This is a genomic window from Devosia sp., from assembly GCF_034675085.1.
Lineage (GTDB): Bacteria > Pseudomonadota > Alphaproteobacteria > Rhizobiales > Devosiaceae > Devosia.
This window is the reverse complement of sequence record NZ_JAUCDN010000046.1, coordinates 1-15,108: the sequence shown is the minus strand read 5'-3', so window position 1 is coordinate 15,108 and position 15,108 is coordinate 1. Positions and strand designations below refer to the sequence as shown.

Here is a 15,108-nt window from a genome sequence, read left to right as displayed (position 1 = left end):
ACGGGTCGGTCTATTCCCTCCCTTCTGTCGAAAAAGAAAAGGCCCCTGACTTGCTATCCCGCGAGGATCAGTCAGAGGCCTCCGATCAAACCCCAGCGCAAGGCGGTGAAGCCCGTCCGGGAGGTGGTACATGATAATAGCGTGACGCCATTCTCATGGGTCGCTCGGGGGTGCCGGGCGACCTTGGGGGCGGTTATTGGCCGGTGCCAGGGAACGATTTGCAGCGTCTCCCCCTGGGGTTCGACACCCCCCGCCTCCACCACCTTCTAGCGGAATCTGACGATTCCGTCAAACCGGCTCGCTACGCGGGCCGGTTATTCCGTTGTCCTGGAACTCTATGCCGTGCGCGCTCAGCGCCGCGACCATAGCAGTCAGGTTGTTCCCAATGGGCGTTCTGCGCCCCTTCTCAAAGTCCCGCACCGTGGACAGCGACACCTTCGCGGCTTCGGCAAGCTCCGCCTGCGATAGGTCCAGCCAACCACGCGCGGCGCGGCATTGTTCTGGCGTCATGCAATGACACGTAGCGACCTAAAGTTTTTCTGTCAACCCCAACGAAAAGTGTTGACCTCTGCCATTTCCAACTTTATGACTGAGGTCAACGATAATCGTTGGCCCGGAAATGACGCAACACTTTCTCCTAACATCGGCTGCAAGGACGCTCTCGCTAGCGACCGTTGCCCGCATGTCGGATGAAGAGGCGCACGAAACATTCCGTCATATCCGTTGGGCCGAGAACAATGGTGAGGCCGTGTGCCCCCGTTGTGGTAGCGTTGAGTGCTACACGTTCAAAGCCCGCAAAATTTGGAAGTGCAAGGGCTGCAATCATCAGTTCTCGGTCACGTCCGGTACGATCTTCGCCAACCGCAAGTTGGCTATCCGCGATTACCTGCTGGCTATTGCTATCTTCGTAAACGGTGCCAAGGGCTACGCCGCGCTCCACCTGAGCCGGGACCTCAACGTTCAGTACAAGACGGCGTTCGTTCTCGCTCACAAGCTCCGCGAGGCTCTTGAGGCTGAGCAGAACGCTACCGAAACGCTCAGCGGTCACGTCGCCGTGGACGGCGCCTACTTCGGCGGCCACGTCCGCCCCGCCAACCGCAAAGAGGACCGTGTTGACCGCCGCCTTGCCCGCAATCAGACCGGCAAGCGCATGGTGGTGGTCGCGGCCCGCGAGCGCCATGGCAACACGCTCACCCAGGTATTCAAGCGCGAAGGCGACGGCGTTGCGTTCGTAGCCAGCCGCATCAGCCCGGACGCTACGGTCTATGCCGACGAAGCCGCGCATTGGGACGTGCTACACGCCAAGTTCCTGACCAAGCGCATCAACCATCAGGAAAGCTATTCGGAAGCTGGCGTTCATACCAACCAGGCCGAGAGCTTCTTCTCACGCCTCCGTCGCGCCGAGATTGGTACTCACCACCATATCAGCGGCAAGTACCTACACGCCTACGCCGCCGAAATGGCTTGGCGCGAAGACAATCGCAAGGTCAGCAACGGCGGCCAGTACCTTGCCACGACGCGCGCCGCGCTGGCGCACCCGGTTAGCCGTAACTGGGCTGGCTACTGGCAGCGCTAACCAATCCCCAAAAATTCCTGTCAAGGTATCTTTTCAAAGCTGAGGCTTTTGTTAAGGTAGCATTAATGCCCGGGGAGCGAGAATCCCTTGACAACAGGGGAGAATATTATTACAGGGCGCTCGCCTTGATGTTGCCATCAGGCAACACTATTTTCCCTATTGACACGCAGGAACACTACTGTCGCAAAAGCGTTTGCGTAGTGTCCTAACTTGCGTTTTGTAGCTTGTGCACCCTGGATGGGCCGGGTTGCGCAGAAAGGAGAGGTACATGTCCGCTGAAGTCGAACGACTCCGGAACCGCTTTGACGGCCTCTTCGCTGAAGAAGGCCTCACGAATATCAAGTTCTTCGTCCGCAAGGGCGATAGCATGACGGCTAAGGACTTTGTTCGGGAACTCAATGCGATTCAGGACGTCATCTCAGAAGGTGATTTTGAGATTGTAGATTCTATAGACAGCGCTGCAAAAGTGCGTAGATTCGACGATCCCTACTAATCAAAATCGAATCCCAAGTGAGGAGAAGGAGGGCTAGTCCCTCCTTTTTTGTATGGCGCTTCTTGATCCAGTTCATGCAGTCTTGTCCGAGTATCACCGTCGCTACGATATGCGTCAGGTGGAGATACGCATAGATTTGCTACGCCCAATATTTGAAGACATGGGTTATGTGGATAAGATTTATTGGGAACGATTCTTCTTTAAATCCAAGTATATAATCGCCCAGATCAAAACATATTTGCAAGACATGGGTCCCTACAAGGGGGTTGGTAGTTATGCGAGAATTCAGTTCTCCGAGAACTTGAACTATTGCTGGACCAGGTTTGCAATATGCAAAGAGATGTATCATTGCATCCTTGACGCTCAGCCAGGGTCCAGAATCACAAATACCGGCGACTTACTGACGCTGTCGGAATACCTAACCGACGATCTGCTGAGCGAGTTAGCCGACGAAGCTGATAAATTCGCTCCGTTTGAAACTGAAAAGCTTGCAGAAATCATGGCGATCGAAACCTTGATCCCCATAGAGCTAAGGCGACACCTTGCCGATGCGCTGGACGGCGGCTTAGTGACCCCTCACCAAATTGCTCTCCGTTATAGAATTCCGGAAGAGTATGTCGGCATTTCTATGAGCGCGGGCTATTTCTCGGCTGTAATCCGTGGACGTGACGGGAAGCTAGTCGATCTCAGTTAGCTTCCACACCACCACATTGCTCACCTTGCCCGCCCGCTCAACGCCCGCGCCCCGCTTCGCCTGCATGGTAAGCGCCTGCACGATCCTTAGCGCTACAGCCGTACGCAAATAGCGGTCGTTGCCGTCCAGCCCTTTGTGCTGTATCACCCATGCTGCAAGCTCCCGCGTATTCATCGGGCCGCTGGCGAGCGCCTGCTTGCACAACGTAGCAAGCTCCCGCCTTCTGAACAGCGCGTTGACGTTCATATAGGCTGGCTGGCCGTTCTCGCGCGGCGCTTCAAACAAGATCATCGTGGCTTGAACATGCGCCAGGTCTTTCCGAGCGCGGGCTATGTCGCGCTCAGCCTTGGCAATGAATGCCTCTAGCTGGCTGGCCTTGGTTCTGAGGGTGTTGATGACTTGTGGCGTATCACTCATGCCCGAATGATACCCCACCGAATATCGTTGACCTAGACGATTCTAGGTGTGACTGCTACATAATACCGGGTAGTCGAGCCCCGCCATGGCGGTAAAAAGCTGGCGCACCATGGCGGCCTCGTTGCGCAGCGGGATCAGCACCGAATAGACCGGCAGTTCCTCGTCGGGCGGGCGCCGGGCCGGCTTCGGGCGCAGCCGAGGCGAGGCAACCGCCGCCAGGCGGATCGCCGCCGGAGCCAGAAGCAGGATGAAGCTGAAGGGCAACAACCAGAGCGGGGCCAGATAGGGCGCGGCCAGAAGCAGGACCACCAGCAGACACACGCCCGCCATGAAGCCCCAGCGCGCGCCGCGCGTCAGTTCCAGTTGCGCGCAGGCATAGGGCCAGTGTCGCGCCAGATTTTGTCGCGCGGTGGCGATAAGGGCGGGCGAGGCGGCCTCGGTCAGATAATCGCGCAGCGCCTGCTCGGGCACGAAGCACAACATGCGCCGCAGATGGGGCGTCTGCGCTAGCCGGTGGCGCAGGCGGATGATGCCGAGAAAATCCGGTGCGGCAAAGGCGATCTCCCGGTCGAGCAATTGCACCCGGAACAGGCGCACCTCGGCCAGCGCCTCCAGCCGCGTTGGTTCCACCCTGCCCCGCAGATTACGCGGCACCCGCTCGAAAAAGCCGTAACCGGCCCAGCGTGCGGCGCGCTCCATCACCAGGCTGGGATGAAGATCAAGGGCCGTGGCGCAATAAAGCAGCACGTCGACTTCGCTGGCGAGCGCCCGCTCGAGCAGATCAAGCGCCTGGGCATCGTCTGGTCCGACATCGGAAAGGATCGCCTTGAGCAGCGCCACCGCATCGGACATGGCCCCGCCCTAGCGCAAAAGCGGCCGCAGGCCGGACAAGAACACCACGAGCAGGCGGCGCCGGACACGGCACTGCCTGCTCGTGGCAAAGAAAAAAGCTGCAGACTCCAACATGCGCCGCCCTTTTTCGCGTCGATCGAATTGCATCTTGCGATGCGCCCGATCGGCCCCAAGCGAAGAAAGGGCGGGAGTGTCTCCTTGCACAAGTCGGGATAAAGCCGTCTGCAGCAAGTTCAGTGTGCCGGACCGGGAAACTGGCCATCCGCTCGCGCCCGCAGCGGGCCCTTGCGTGCGGATCACCCTTTTCCCCGCATCGGCGAAAATCATCTCGTCCCGACGGCTATAATCTTTCCTTTCCTGGCGTCTACCGCCTCGGTCCTGAAACCGAAGGCCGTCGTCAGCGTCCCCATTCAACTGGAGTGCCCCAACTCCGAAATCGATGCCGGATAGTGAAGAATCTCTTTCCCTTTTGCAAGTCGATGCGTGTTCTGGTTGCGCCATCGGGGAAATACAGCCGCCACAGAGGCGACTGTATACAATAATACCCTGACCGGATCAGGTCTCGACGTCGAATTGATGCGGGTTGAAGTGATAGGCAGCGGAGCAAAATTCGCACACCACTTCGATTTCGCCATCAACCGCCATTTCGGCCCGATCCTCGGCCGTAAAGCTGGTGACCAGCATGGCCTCGATCCGCTCGGCCGAGCAGGTGCAGCGCTCGACCATGGCCAGCGGCTGGAACACCCGCACCCCGGTTTCGTGATAGAGGCGGAACAGCATCCGTTCGGGGCTGAGCTCGGGATCGACCAGTTCCAGATCATCCAGCGTGGCGAGCAGGGCCCGGGCCTCGGTCCAACCATCGCTGATATGCTCGTCTGCCGCCCCGCCATCGCCCGGCAGGTCGGGGCGACTGCCCATGCCGTGCTCGGGCAGGTGCTGGATCAGCACGCCGCCGGCGCGCCAGTGCGGGCGATGATCGCCCTTCTGGGTAAACTCGGCGACCGCCAGGCGCACCTGCGTGGGAATCTGCTCGGACTGCATGAAATAATCATGCGCCACATCCTCCAGCGAATGGCCGTCCAGCGCCACGATGCCCTGATAGCGCTCGGTATGAGCGCCCTGATCGATGGTCATGGCCAAATGCCCCTTGCCGAGCAGGTCGGCGGGGCTGGTGCGTCCGGTTTCGGCGGCCTTGACCAGCGCATCGTGGTCGAAGCGCGCATAGCCGCGCAGACCGTCCGGCGCATCAAAATCGACTACCAGGAGATTGACCGGACCGTCGGTCTGGGTCTGGAGGATGAAACGCCCCTCGAATTTGAGCGAGGAGCCGATCAGCGCGGCCAGTGCCACCGCCTCGCCGAGCAGGCGCGCCACCGGTGCGGGATAGGCATGGCGGTTGAGGATCGTGTCGAGCGCATCGCCCAGCCGCACGCTGCGGCCGCGGGTATCGAGCTTGTCGAGGGTAAAGGGGACGACGCTGTCATCGCCGCTTTCCGGCCGGTCGAGCCCGAGGGCGCTCATCAGGTTCTGGCTCATGGTCGTCGTTTCCGTGGTCATCTGGTCATCTGGCTTTCGATCTGCCGGGCCGCGCCGCAAAAGCAGATACCCCATGGCGGTTTTGCCACCACGGGGTCCGCTGCTCAATCCGGTCACAATCGGGGTTAGATGGAATCCACCCCGAAGGCCCAGCACAAAATGGCTTTCTGGGCATGAAGGCGGTTTTCGGCCTCGTCAAACACCACCGATTGCGGCCCGTCGATCACCGCGTCGGTGACCTCGTCGCCGCGATGGGCGGGCAGGCAGTGCATGAAGAGGGCGTCCTTGGCCGCCAGGCCCATCAGATGGGTATTGACCTGATAGGGTTTCAAGACCCGGCGCCGCTCGGCGGCGTCGACATCGCCCATGGACACCCAGGTATCGGTGATGACGAGGTCTGCGCCCTCGACGGCCGCCTCGGGGTCCTCGATCAGCCGCACCTGCCTGCCGGCGCGGCGGATATCGTCCATCAAATCCTTTTCTGGGCTGTATTCCTCGGGCGTGGCGATGGTGAGCTCGCATTCGAACAGCTCGGCCGCATTGACCCAGGAATGCAGCACATTATTGCTGTCGCCGACCCAGGCCACCTTGGCGCCCCTGATGGAGCCGCGATGCTCCTCGAAGGTGAGCAGATCGGCCATGATCTGGCAGGGATGAGCCCGGCGGGTCAGGCCGTTGATGACCGGCACGCTCGCCGCCTCGGCCAATTCGAGCAGGTCGGCATGGGAGAGGATGCGGATCATGATGGCGTCGACATAGCGGCTCATCACCCGGGCGGTGTCGGCCAGGGTTTCCTCGCGCGAAAGCTGCATTTCCTGGCCGGACAGCATCAGGGTTTCGCCGCCCAGTTGGCGCATGCCGACGTCGAAGGAGACGCGGGTGCGGGTGGACTGGCGCTCGAAGATCATCGCCAGGACCTTGTCCTTGAGCAGTTGCGGCCGCTCGCCGGCGGCGAGGCGCGCCTTCAGTGCCGCCGCCATGTCGAGCATGCCGCGCAGTTCGCTATGGGTGAAATCGTCGATAGAAAGAAAATGCCTTGGGGTGCCGGTCGTCATGGGCCGGTCTCCTTTAGTGACGCTTTGACGTATGACCGCCGATCCTTTGCAGCGGCGTGGTTTGCCCTTCTCATGGGAGAAGGCCTGGGGCCGGCCATGCGCCGCCCCTTCTGCCCTCCTCATTGCGGAGGGAACAAACCCCTTCGTCGCCGCCGGCGCAGGCTGAACCTTATCATTTCATTCCGCCACGGCCGAAGCCGTCTCTTCGGCGGCGATGGCATCGAACGCCGCGCCGAGCCGGGCCATGGCATCCTCGATATCGGCCTCGGACACGATCAGCGGCGGGATGAGCCGCAAGACGTTGTCCCCCGCGCCGATGGCGAGCATCTTGTGGTCATCGCGCAGCCGCGCCACGAAATCGCGCACAGGCGGGGTGATCTTGATGCCGGCCAAAAGGCCCTTGCCGCGCAATTCGAGCACCTGGTCGGGATATTTCTGCGCCAATTGCTGCAAATGCCAGAACAGGCGCTGGCCCATCTGGTTGGCGTGGTCGAGAAAGCCGGGCGCCAGGATGCGATCGAGAACGGCATTGCCCACGGTCGTCGCCAGCGGATTGCCGCCATAGGTCGAGCCATGCGTGCCCGGCGCCATGGAATCGGCGACATCGCCGCGAGCCAGGCACGCGCCCAGCGGAAAACCGCCGCCAATCGCCTTGGCGACGGTGACGATATCGGGGGTGATGCCCGACCATTCGAAAGCGAAGAAGCGCCCGGTGCGGCCATAACCGCATTGCACCTCATCGAGCACGAGCAGCATGTCGTTCTCGTCGCAGATGGCGCGCAGCCCCTGCATGAATTCATTGCTCATGGCGGTAACGCCGCCTTCGCCCTGCACCGGCTCGATCAGGATGGCGCAGGTCTGCGGGCCGATGGCCTCCCGCACGGCATGGAGGTCGCCCGGCGGCACGTGCTTGAAGCCCGCAAGGGCCGGCCCGAAGCCTTCGAGGTAGGCCGGGTTGCCGCCGGCGGCGATGGTGCCCAGCGTGCGGCCATGGAAGGAGCCGGTGAAAGCCAGGATCTCATAGCGATCCGGCTGGCCCTTGGCCCAGAAATAATGCCGCGCCGTCTTGATGGCGCATTCGAGCGCCTCGGCCCCCGAATTGGTGAAGAACACCTTGTCGGCAAAGGTAGCGTCCACCAGGCGCTGGCCCAGCCGCTCCTGCTCGGGAATGGTGAAAACATTGGAGGTGTGCCACACCCTGTCGGCCGCTGCCTTGAGCGCACCCACGATGTGCGGATCGCCATGCCCCAGGGCATTGACGGCGATACCGGCCTGGAAGTCGAGATATTCTCGGCCATGCTGGTCATACAGGCGCATGCCCTCGCCCCGCTCGAAAGCGAGTTCGGACCGGGCATAGGTGCCGTATAGCGCAGACATGGGAGACTTCCTTCAAAATGGGAAACAGGCATTTCGCTGGCCAAGCGTGACAAGAAGGCCACAAAAACCAAAAACGCGCCCGTTGCGCAGCGCGTTTCGTGGACAAAATCTGGCCGGTTTTATGCGGCAAGTCAATGATCTCGCGCGCAAGTGGCTGATTTGACTCGCAGTTTGTTAAGCCAATTTTAACCAGTGAATTTTCGGGGAAAGTTCGCCCCGACTCTTGATCCCGATTCACCCCATGGCGTAATCTGCCTGTCATTGGGAACACGATATCTCGTGTGGCGGACCCATCCAACATACGACGCCTAGCGTTCAGGGCTGCCTTGGTCTTTTCCGGCGGCGCAATGAAGGATTCTGTTTTGACGATGGTTGCAGGAGCACAAGCGGCGGGCTGGACTGACGAGCGCGTCGAGACCTTGAAAAAACTCTGGATGGAAGGGCTCAGCGCCAGCCAGATCGCCGGCGCTTTGGGCGAAGGGGTGACCCGCAACGCCGTGATCGGCAAGGTGCATCGCCTCAAGCTCTCGGCCCGCGCCAAGCCGGCCAATTCCACTCCCCGTCCGCGCCCAGCCGCCCGGCCCGCGCCGCGGCGCGTCGCCAGCCCGGCTCCGGGTCTGGGCACGATGGGTTCGGCGAGCGCCGCCAAGCTGCGCGCTGCTGCGCCCCGTCCGCAGACCATAGGCGCCACGGCGCTGGCCCAGTCGCCCGAAATGGAAGCCGAGCTTTATGTGGCTCCGGCGGCCGAGCTCTTCATTCCCGAAGACAAGCGCCTCAACCTGCTCCAGCTCAACGAGCACACCTGCAAGTGGCCGATCGGCGACCCGCTGAGCAAGGATTTCTATTTCTGCGGCCAGCACAGCCTGGACACCGGCCCCTATTGCGAATTCCATTCGCGTCGCGCCTACCACCAGGTGGACAAGAAGAAGCGCTGAGCGCTTCAAGACCGGAATTGAAAAAGGGCGCCTCGGGCGCCCCTTTTTTCATCCGCCCGGTTCAGTTCACCCGGTCATTCCGGCGCAGGTTCCACCCTAAACGCCCTACGGCAGCAGGACTTCCACCCGCATCCCTTCGCCCGGCTTGCTCTTGATGCTCAGCAGCCCCCGATGGCGGTGGACGATATGCTTGACGATGGCCAGGCCGAGGCCCGTCCCCTTCTTCTTGCGGCTGGCATCGGCATCGATCCGGTAGAAGCGCTCGGTCAGGCGCGGCACGTGTTCGGGTTCCACGCCCGGACCGTGATCGATGACGGTTATCAGGTGCTGGAAGCCGGCGCGGCTGGCCCGGGCCAGCTTCACCTCGACGAATTTGCCGGCGGCGCCATATTTGACGGCATTGTCGATCAGGTTTTCGAACACCTCATAAAGCTGGCCCCGATCCCCCATCGTCGTGTTCGGCCCCTCGGGCAGATCGAGGCGGATTTCAACACCGGCCGCCACCGCCTGCGTCGTCAGGCCCTCGCGCACCTCCCGCAGCAATCCCCCCAGGTCGATGCTGCCGGTGGGGCGCACATGCTGGTGCATTTCGATGCGCGAAAGGCTGAGCAGGTCATCGACCAGCCGGCTCATGCGGTCGGCCTGGCCGCGCATGATGTGGAGGAATTTCTCGCGCGCCGCCGCATCCCTGGCCGCCGGGCCCAGAAGCGTGTCGATGAAACCCAGAAGCGAGGCCAGCGGCGTGCGCAGCTCATGGCTGGCATTGGCGATGAAATCGCTGCGCAGGGCCTCGACGCGCTTGAGCTCGGTGAGGCTCTGGAAGGTAACGACGAGCTGGCGGTCCTCATCGCCCAGCCAATCGCGGCCGGGGCGGCGCAGGGGCGAGACCACTACCCGGTCCCAGGTTTCGGACGGCACGGTTTCGTGCAGTTCCACCGCCCGCGTCTCCGCGCCGCGCATGGCCAGGTCGATGGCCTGCACCAGTTCCGGATTGCGCAGGAAGAAGGTGATCGGCCGGCCCGGGACGAGCGTTGGAAACTGCCGGCTGGCTGCCGCATTGGCATGCACCACGGCGCTGCGCCTGTCGAGCACGAGGCAGGGGTCGGCCAGGGCATCGGCAAAGGCAAAGACCGCCGCCTCCTCGTCGGGCGCCGGCAGGCTGGGGGCAGCCTCGATCCTGCGCCCCCGCATGCTGCCGACGGGCAGAAGCGCCAGCCCCAGAAGCGCCAGCACGAAGCCGGCCAGCGCTCCGCCGGGCTTGAGTTCGCCCACCAGCACCAAAGCGAGGAAAACCACGAAAATGCCGGCGAGCCAGCCTGCCCGCGCGACGAGGCGGGCCAGGGCGCTGCGCCAGCTGGCTCGGTCCGGCTCGGAATAAGGCTCGTCCATCATGTCTTTCTATAAAAGCGGCCGATCACCGCCCCTTGCATGCAGGGGCGGGTTCATAGCACGGTGAAGATGACAACGGAGAGACAGCAGTGACCGACCTCCTCGACGACTTCGACATCGACAATCCCCGCCTGCCCAAGGCGATCCGGAAAAACGCCATGACCTCGGGCGGCTATCCCTATGAAGATAAGCTCGAGCGGTCCAAGTATGAAGCCCATATGTATGGGTTGCAAAAGCAACTCGTGCGCCTGCAGGACCACGTTGCCCGTACCGGCGAGCGCATCATGCTGGTGTTCGAAGGGCGCGACGCCGCCGGCAAGGGCGGTACCATCAAGACCTATCTGGAAAACCTCAATCCCCGCTACAACCTGATCGCGGCGCTGCCCAAGCCCAACGACCGCGAGCGCACGCAATGGTATTTCCAGCGCTATGTCGATTGGCTTCCCGCTGCGGGGGAAACGGTGCTGTTCGATCGCTCCTGGTACAACAGGGCGGGGGTGGAGCCGGTCATGGGCTTTTGCACCCCGGAGCAGACCGAAGCCTTTCTCGATGAGGCGCCGGAATTCGAAAAGCGCCTCACCAATGATGGCATCAGGCTGTTCAAGTTCTGGCTCTCCATCGGTCAGGAGATGCAGCTCAAGCGCTTTCACGACCGGCGACACGACCCGCTCAAGGTGTGGAAGCTCTCGCCGGTCGACCTGGCGGCGCTCGGCAAATGGGACGCCTATTCGGCCGCCGGCGAGGCGATGCTGCGCCGCACCGATACCGCCCATGCGCCCTGGACAGTGATCCGCGCCAATGACAAGCGCCGCGCCCGCATCGCCGTCATCCAGACGGTGCTGAACGGCATCGACTATGCCGACAGGGACGAAAAGGCCATTGGCGAGATCAACCCGCAGATCCGCCTCAGCGCGCCCGCATTCCTGGCGCTCTCAGGCGAGGAGTGAGGCGGTTCAGCCCACCACTTCGTTGACGGTCTGCTTCACCCCGATCTCGAACAGGCTGTCGAGATGGGTGGCGACGGTTTCGGCAAAGCTCTGGTTTTCGGCCAGGTCGGTGCCGAAGACCTCTCCAAGGCCCGACAGCCCGATATAGAGCGCCTCGGCATCGTCCCCGGCATCGGCGGCGATGGCCTGCATGCGCAGCGCCAGGGGATCGCGCACGTCGATATTGTCGCCCTTTTCGTCGATGCCGATGACATAGCGCATCCAGGCCGCGACCCCCAGGCCCAGCCGCTCGAAGCCCTGGCCGGCCGCAAGGCGCTCGCGAATGGTGGCAAGCAGGCGCTGGGGCAGCTTCTGGCTGCCATCCATGGCGATCTGCCAGGTGCGATGCTTGAGCGCAGGATTGCGGAACCGGTCCAGCAACTGATCGCGATAGGCGCCCAGATCGACGCCCGGCATATCGAGGGTCGGCATCACCTCCTGGGTCATCAGGCCATGGATGAGGCGCACGAAATCCTCGTCGCCCATCACGTCCGAAATATATTCATAGCCCGCCAGATAGCCGAGATAGGCCATGGTGGAGTGGCTGCCATTGAGCATGCGCAGCTTCATGCGCTCGAAGGGCTCCACATCCTCCACCAATTGCGCCCCGGCTTTTTCGAAGGCCGGGCGGCCGGCGGGAAAATCGTCCTCGATCACCCATTGGGTGAAGGGCTCGGTCATGATCGGCCAGGCATCCTCGGCCCCGATCAGCCCCGCCACCGTTTCCCGATCGGCGTCGGTGGTGGAGGGCACGATGCGGTCGACCATGGTGCCGGGAAAGGCCACCCCTTCGACATAATCGCCAAGCGCCGCCTCGCGCAGGCGGGCGAAACGGGTGACGATGCGCTTCACCGTCGCGCCATTGGAGGGGAGATTGTCGCAGCTCATCACCGTGAAGGGCGCAATACCGGCGGCGCGACGGCGCGCCAATGCCTCGACCAGCATGCCCGGCGCCGAACGGGGCGCAGCGGGATTGGCCAGATCATGGGCGATGTCTGGATGACGCTCGTCCAGTTCGCCGGTTGCCGGATCGTGGCAATAGCCCTTTTCGGTCACGGTGAGCGAAACGATGCGGATGGCCGGGCTGGCCATCAGTGCCAGCAAGTCCTCGCGCTCACTATTGGCGTCGAGCACCTTGAGAATCGAGCCAATGACGCGCGGATGGGTGCCCTCGGCGTCGCGCACGGCCACGGTGTAGAGCCCATCCTGGGGCTCGAGCGCTTCCTTGGTGTCGGGCCGGCGCAGGCTGGCCCCGATGATGGCCCAGCTGGGATCGTCCTTGAGCAGATCATCGACATAGACGGCCATATGCGCGCGGTGAAAGGCGCCGATGCCCAGATGCACGATGCCGGGCGTAATGCGGCTGCGGTCATAGGCGGGCAGGACGACACCCCGGAGGGCCTGGGCGAGAAGGGAGGCGCTGAGGCGCGTCATCGGAAACTCCGGTTCGAAAATCGGGGGCACCATAGAATCTTCCACTCTTGTATGGAAGATAGGAGCTTGCGGCATGCCTGCCATTACCGGCATAAACCGGCAGCAGCAAGGGAGGGCATGTTTTGGCTCACAAGCGCGTGGTCAGCATCGGGGAATGCATGATCGAAATGAGCGGGGGCGAGGACCGGGCCTATCGGCTGGGCTATGCCGGGGACACGCTCAACACCGCCTGGTACATGCGGGCCCTGCTCGGCCAGGACTGGACGGTCGATTATTTCACCGGCCTGGGGGACGACCGCTATTCGGGCGATATCCGCGCCTTTCTCGAAGAGAACGATATCGGCACCGATCATATCCTTTCCGTGCCCAATCGCCGCCCCGGCCTTTACCTGATCCATCAGGAAAAGGGCGACCGGCACTTCACCTATTGGCGCGACACCTCCGCAGCCAAGCTGCTGGCCGACGACAAGGCGGCGCTGGCAAAGGCGGTGAAAGACGCCGACCTGGTCTATTTTTCCGGCATCACCCTGGCCATCCTGGCCCCGCGGGCGCGCGGCAGGCTGCTCGCAGCCATTGTCGAGGCGCGCGACAAGGGCGCCCGCATCGTCTTCGACACCAATATCAGGCCCGCCCTCTGGTCGAGCCCGCGCATCATGACCGCCGTGCTCACGGCCGCCGCCATGGTGTGCGACGTGGTCATGCCCACCCATGGCGACGAGGCCCCGCTTTTCGGCGACAAGTCGATCGAGGCCACCGCCGAGCGCTATCTGGAACTGGGTGTCGAGGAAGTGGTGGTCAAGGATGGGGCCAATGAAGCGCTGATCGCCACCGCCACGGAACAGGTGCGCGTCGCCCCGCCGCCCGGCGCCAAGGTCGTCGATGCCACGGGGGCCGGCGACAGCTTCAACGGCGCCTATCTCTCGGCGCGTCTTGCCGGCAAATCGCTGCGGGAGGCCGCAGAGGCCGCCCACCGAACCGCCGGCATCGTCATCGGGCACAAGGGCGCGCTGGTCGATCCGAAACTGCTTTCGGCCTAAAAGACCCGGTCTCCCTGCGCTTCCATATAAGCCAGTTCCTCGGGTGTGCTGACGCGTCCAAGGGCCTTGTTGCGGAAGGGAAAGCGCCCGAAACGGGCGACCGTGTCGCGATGCGCGCGCATGAAATCGAGCGAGCCTGCATCGCCCAGCGCCGTGAAGAGACGCACGCCCTCGTTCTGAACGGGCAGGGATTCGGCATGCATATAGGGCATGTAGAAAAAGGCGGCGCGCTCCGGCGCAACCTGCTTGTCAGCCCCGGCAGCAACCGCCTCCTGCGCCAGCGCCAGCGCCATGCCGTCCTGGGCGAAGGCGCGGGGCGAGCCGCGATGCAATTGCCGGCTGAACTGGTCGAGCACGACGATCTCGGCCAGGCGCCCCTCGGCTGTCCCGCGCCAGCCCCAGGCTTCGCCGCGCGCCACCGCCTCATGGGTCTGGGCAAAGGCTTCCGCCAGGGCGCGATCGAAAGCGGCATCGCCACCGAACCAGTCGTCCCGACCGTGATCGAGAAACCAGAAGCGAATGACGTCATCGGCGCTGCGCATGGCATGTCCTTTCCTTGCTGCCTCATGTTTTCGGCCATTGCCGCAGCCAGGTCAAACCCGGCGCGGCAATTTGGCGCCGCGCCTTTCCCTCGCCCCGCTTTGGTGCTCGAATGGGGCTTCCCGAAAGCCAAGGAGCGTTTGAATGACCAAGATCATGTACACTGCCCGCGCCACCTCCACCGGGGGGCGATCCGGCCATGGGGCGACCGATGATGGCGTGCTCGACGTCACCCTCACCACGCCCAAATCCATGGGCGGCGACGGGGCGCTGGGCACCAATCCCGAGCAATTGTTCGCGGTCGGCTATTCAGCCTGTTTCCTGGGGGCCATGAAGGCGGCGGCGCGCAAGAGCGGCGACACCATTCCCGAGGATGCCCGCGTCACCGCCGAGGTGAGCTTCAAGGACCGCGAGGATGGCGAGGGGTTCTGGATCGAGGCGGCGCTCAAGGCCCATATTCCGGGTATGGACAAGGCCAAGGCCGAAGACATCATCAAGCGCGCCCATATCATCTGCCCCTATAGCGAAGTCAGCCGCAGGGGATTCGACGTCACGCTTGCGGTCGAATAACCCCGTCTCGAAATGAAAACGCCGGGACCTTCGCCCCGGCGTCTCCGCGTCAGGCCACCAGCCCCCGGGTCAGTTCCAGCGCCTGGCGCTCGAACAGCCGGCGATAAATGCCGCCATCGAGCCGGATGAGGCTGTCATGGGTGCCCTCCTCGACAATGCGCCCCCTGTCAAAGACCAGCAACCGGTCCAGCGCCCGCACGGTGGAGAGCCGATGGGC

The 15,108-nt window shown here is 62.9% G+C and carries 16 protein-coding genes; 7 read left to right on the top strand and 9 right to left on the bottom strand.

The genetic code is table 11. The features are described 5' to 3' along the window. Positions 1–288 precede the first annotated feature (288 nt). Positions 289–510: a helix-turn-helix transcriptional regulator gene (locus VDP82_RS04955; RefSeq protein WP_323013736.1), complete on the bottom strand. Its 222-nt coding sequence runs from the start codon at positions 508–510 to the stop codon at positions 289–291. A gap of 109 nt (positions 511–619) precedes the next feature. On the opposite strand from VDP82_RS04955, the gene VDP82_RS04950 reads away from it, so the two are divergent. The 3 genes from VDP82_RS04950 (at position 620) to VDP82_RS04940 (ending at position 2,763) form a co-directional block, all read left to right on the top strand. Further along, positions 620–1,576: an IS1595 family transposase gene (locus VDP82_RS04950; RefSeq protein WP_323013735.1), complete on the top strand. Its 957-nt coding sequence runs from the start codon at positions 620–622 to the stop codon at positions 1,574–1,576. A 268-nt stretch (positions 1,577–1,844) separates the two neighbouring features. Further along, positions 1,845–2,069 (top strand): hypothetical protein, encoded by a 225-nt coding sequence (locus VDP82_RS04945; protein WP_323013734.1) that lies wholly within the window; start codon positions 1,845–1,847, stop codon positions 2,067–2,069. Between the two features lie 52 nt (positions 2,070–2,121). Then, positions 2,122–2,763: a hypothetical protein gene (locus VDP82_RS04940; RefSeq protein WP_323013733.1), complete on the top strand. Its 642-nt coding sequence runs from the start codon at positions 2,122–2,124 to the stop codon at positions 2,761–2,763. Here VDP82_RS04940 and VDP82_RS04935 read toward each other — a convergent pair. The 5 genes from VDP82_RS04935 to VDP82_RS04915 form a co-directional block, all read right to left on the bottom strand. Next, positions 2,746–3,180 (bottom strand): hypothetical protein, encoded by a 435-nt coding sequence (locus VDP82_RS04935; protein WP_323013732.1) that lies wholly within the window; start codon positions 3,178–3,180, stop codon positions 2,746–2,748. The two genes, VDP82_RS04940 and VDP82_RS04935, sit on opposite strands and share 18 nt — an antisense overlap. Before the next feature lie 42 nt (positions 3,181–3,222). Further along, entirely contained in the window at positions 3,223–4,032 is an 810-nt protein-coding gene (locus VDP82_RS04930; RefSeq protein WP_323013731.1) for a hypothetical protein, read from the bottom strand. Positions 4,033–4,587: 555 nt separating this feature from the next. Continuing rightward, positions 4,588–5,568 carry an Hsp33 family molecular chaperone gene (locus VDP82_RS04925; RefSeq protein WP_323013730.1) on the bottom strand — a complete coding sequence of 327 codons (981 nt, stop codon included), beginning with the start codon at positions 5,566–5,568 and terminating at the stop codon, positions 4,588–4,590. Positions 5,569–5,693: 125 nt separating this feature from the next. Beyond that, positions 5,694–6,623 carry an ornithine carbamoyltransferase gene (gene argF, locus VDP82_RS04920; RefSeq protein ID WP_323013729.1) on the bottom strand — a complete coding sequence of 310 codons (930 nt, stop codon included), beginning with the start codon at positions 6,621–6,623 and terminating at the stop codon, positions 5,694–5,696. Positions 6,624–6,800: 177 nt separating this feature from the next. Beyond that, complete coding sequence (locus VDP82_RS04915) at positions 6,801–8,000, bottom strand: aspartate aminotransferase family protein (RefSeq protein WP_323013728.1); 1,200 nt, start codon at positions 7,998–8,000, stop codon at positions 6,801–6,803. A gap of 368 nt (positions 8,001–8,368) precedes the next feature. Here VDP82_RS04915 and VDP82_RS04910 point away from each other — a divergent pair, with 368 nt between their 5' ends. Further along, the gene (locus VDP82_RS04910; RefSeq protein WP_323013727.1) at positions 8,369–8,935 is read left to right on the top strand and encodes a GcrA family cell cycle regulator; all 567 of its coding nucleotides are present in this window, start codon (positions 8,369–8,371) and stop codon (positions 8,933–8,935) included. Between the two features lie 105 nt (positions 8,936–9,040). Here the strand turns inward: VDP82_RS04910 and VDP82_RS04905 are convergent, their stop codons facing one another. Beyond that, on the bottom strand, positions 9,041–10,327 hold the full coding sequence (locus VDP82_RS04905; protein WP_323013726.1) for a sensor histidine kinase: 1,287 nt from the start codon (positions 10,325–10,327) through the stop codon (positions 9,041–9,043). Between the two features lie 86 nt (positions 10,328–10,413). Between VDP82_RS04905 and ppk2 the strand changes: the two genes are divergently transcribed. After that, positions 10,414–11,271 (top strand): polyphosphate kinase 2, encoded by an 858-nt coding sequence (ppk2, locus tag VDP82_RS04900; protein ID WP_323013725.1) that lies wholly within the window; start codon positions 10,414–10,416, stop codon positions 11,269–11,271. Positions 11,272–11,277: 6 nt separating this feature from the next. Here ppk2 and VDP82_RS04895 read toward each other — a convergent pair whose 3' ends face one another. Next, a complete protein-coding gene (locus VDP82_RS04895; protein ID WP_323013724.1) occupies positions 11,278–12,744 on the bottom strand; it encodes a mannitol dehydrogenase family protein in 1,467 nt (488 codons plus the stop codon). A 122-nt stretch (positions 12,745–12,866) separates the two neighbouring features. On the opposite strand from VDP82_RS04895, the gene VDP82_RS04890 reads away from it, so the two are divergent. After that, a complete protein-coding gene (locus VDP82_RS04890) occupies positions 12,867–13,781 on the top strand; it encodes a sugar kinase (RefSeq protein WP_323013723.1) in 915 nt (304 codons plus the stop codon). Here the strand turns inward: VDP82_RS04890 and VDP82_RS04885 are convergent. Continuing rightward, positions 13,778–14,323, bottom strand: a complete 546-nt coding sequence (locus VDP82_RS04885) for a DUF924 family protein (protein WP_323013722.1) — start codon at positions 14,321–14,323, stop codon at positions 13,778–13,780. The two genes, VDP82_RS04890 and VDP82_RS04885, sit on opposite strands and share 4 nt — an antisense overlap. Positions 14,324–14,465: 142 nt before the next feature. Here VDP82_RS04885 and VDP82_RS04880 point away from each other — a divergent pair, with 142 nt between their 5' ends. Then, positions 14,466–14,891, top strand: coding sequence for an organic hydroperoxide resistance protein (locus VDP82_RS04880; RefSeq protein WP_323013721.1), 426 nt, complete (start codon positions 14,466–14,468; stop codon positions 14,889–14,891). The last annotated feature ends 217 nt before the right edge of the window (positions 14,892–15,108 follow it).

What these genes read in the sequence shown, in the direction of transcription:
- VDP82_RS04905 (WP_323013726.1), bottom strand. Translation starts at nt 10,327, where the DNA reads ATGATGGACGAGCCTTATTCCGAGCCGGACCGAGCCAGCTGGCGCAGC.
- VDP82_RS04955 (WP_323013736.1), bottom strand. Translation starts at nt 510, where the DNA reads ATGACGCCAGAACAATGCCGCGCCGCGCGTGGTTGGCTGGACCTATCG.
- argF (WP_323013729.1), bottom strand. Translation starts at nt 6,623, where the DNA reads ATGACGACCGGCACCCCAAGGCATTTTCTTTCTATCGACGATTTCACC.
- VDP82_RS04940 (WP_323013733.1), top strand. Translation starts at nt 2,122, where the DNA reads ATGGCGCTTCTTGATCCAGTTCATGCAGTCTTGTCCGAGTATCACCGT.
- VDP82_RS04910 (WP_323013727.1), top strand. Translation starts at nt 8,369, where the DNA reads ATGGTTGCAGGAGCACAAGCGGCGGGCTGGACTGACGAGCGCGTCGAG.
- VDP82_RS04925 (WP_323013730.1), bottom strand. Translation starts at nt 5,568, where the DNA reads ATGAGCCAGAACCTGATGAGCGCCCTCGGGCTCGACCGGCCGGAAAGC.
- VDP82_RS04950 (WP_323013735.1), top strand. Translation starts at nt 620, where the DNA reads ATGACGCAACACTTTCTCCTAACATCGGCTGCAAGGACGCTCTCGCTA.
- VDP82_RS04945 (WP_323013734.1), top strand. Translation starts at nt 1,845, where the DNA reads ATGTCCGCTGAAGTCGAACGACTCCGGAACCGCTTTGACGGCCTCTTC.
- VDP82_RS04885 (WP_323013722.1), bottom strand. Translation starts at nt 14,323, where the DNA reads ATGCGCAGCGCCGATGACGTCATTCGCTTCTGGTTTCTCGATCACGGT.
- VDP82_RS04935 (WP_323013732.1), bottom strand. Translation starts at nt 3,180, where the DNA reads ATGAGTGATACGCCACAAGTCATCAACACCCTCAGAACCAAGGCCAGC.
- VDP82_RS04930 (WP_323013731.1), bottom strand. Translation starts at nt 4,032, where the DNA reads ATGTCCGATGCGGTGGCGCTGCTCAAGGCGATCCTTTCCGATGTCGGA.
- VDP82_RS04880 (WP_323013721.1), top strand. Translation starts at nt 14,466, where the DNA reads ATGACCAAGATCATGTACACTGCCCGCGCCACCTCCACCGGGGGGCGA.
- VDP82_RS04915 (WP_323013728.1), bottom strand. Translation starts at nt 8,000, where the DNA reads ATGTCTGCGCTATACGGCACCTATGCCCGGTCCGAACTCGCTTTCGAG.
- VDP82_RS04895 (WP_323013724.1), bottom strand. Translation starts at nt 12,744, where the DNA reads ATGACGCGCCTCAGCGCCTCCCTTCTCGCCCAGGCCCTCCGGGGTGTC.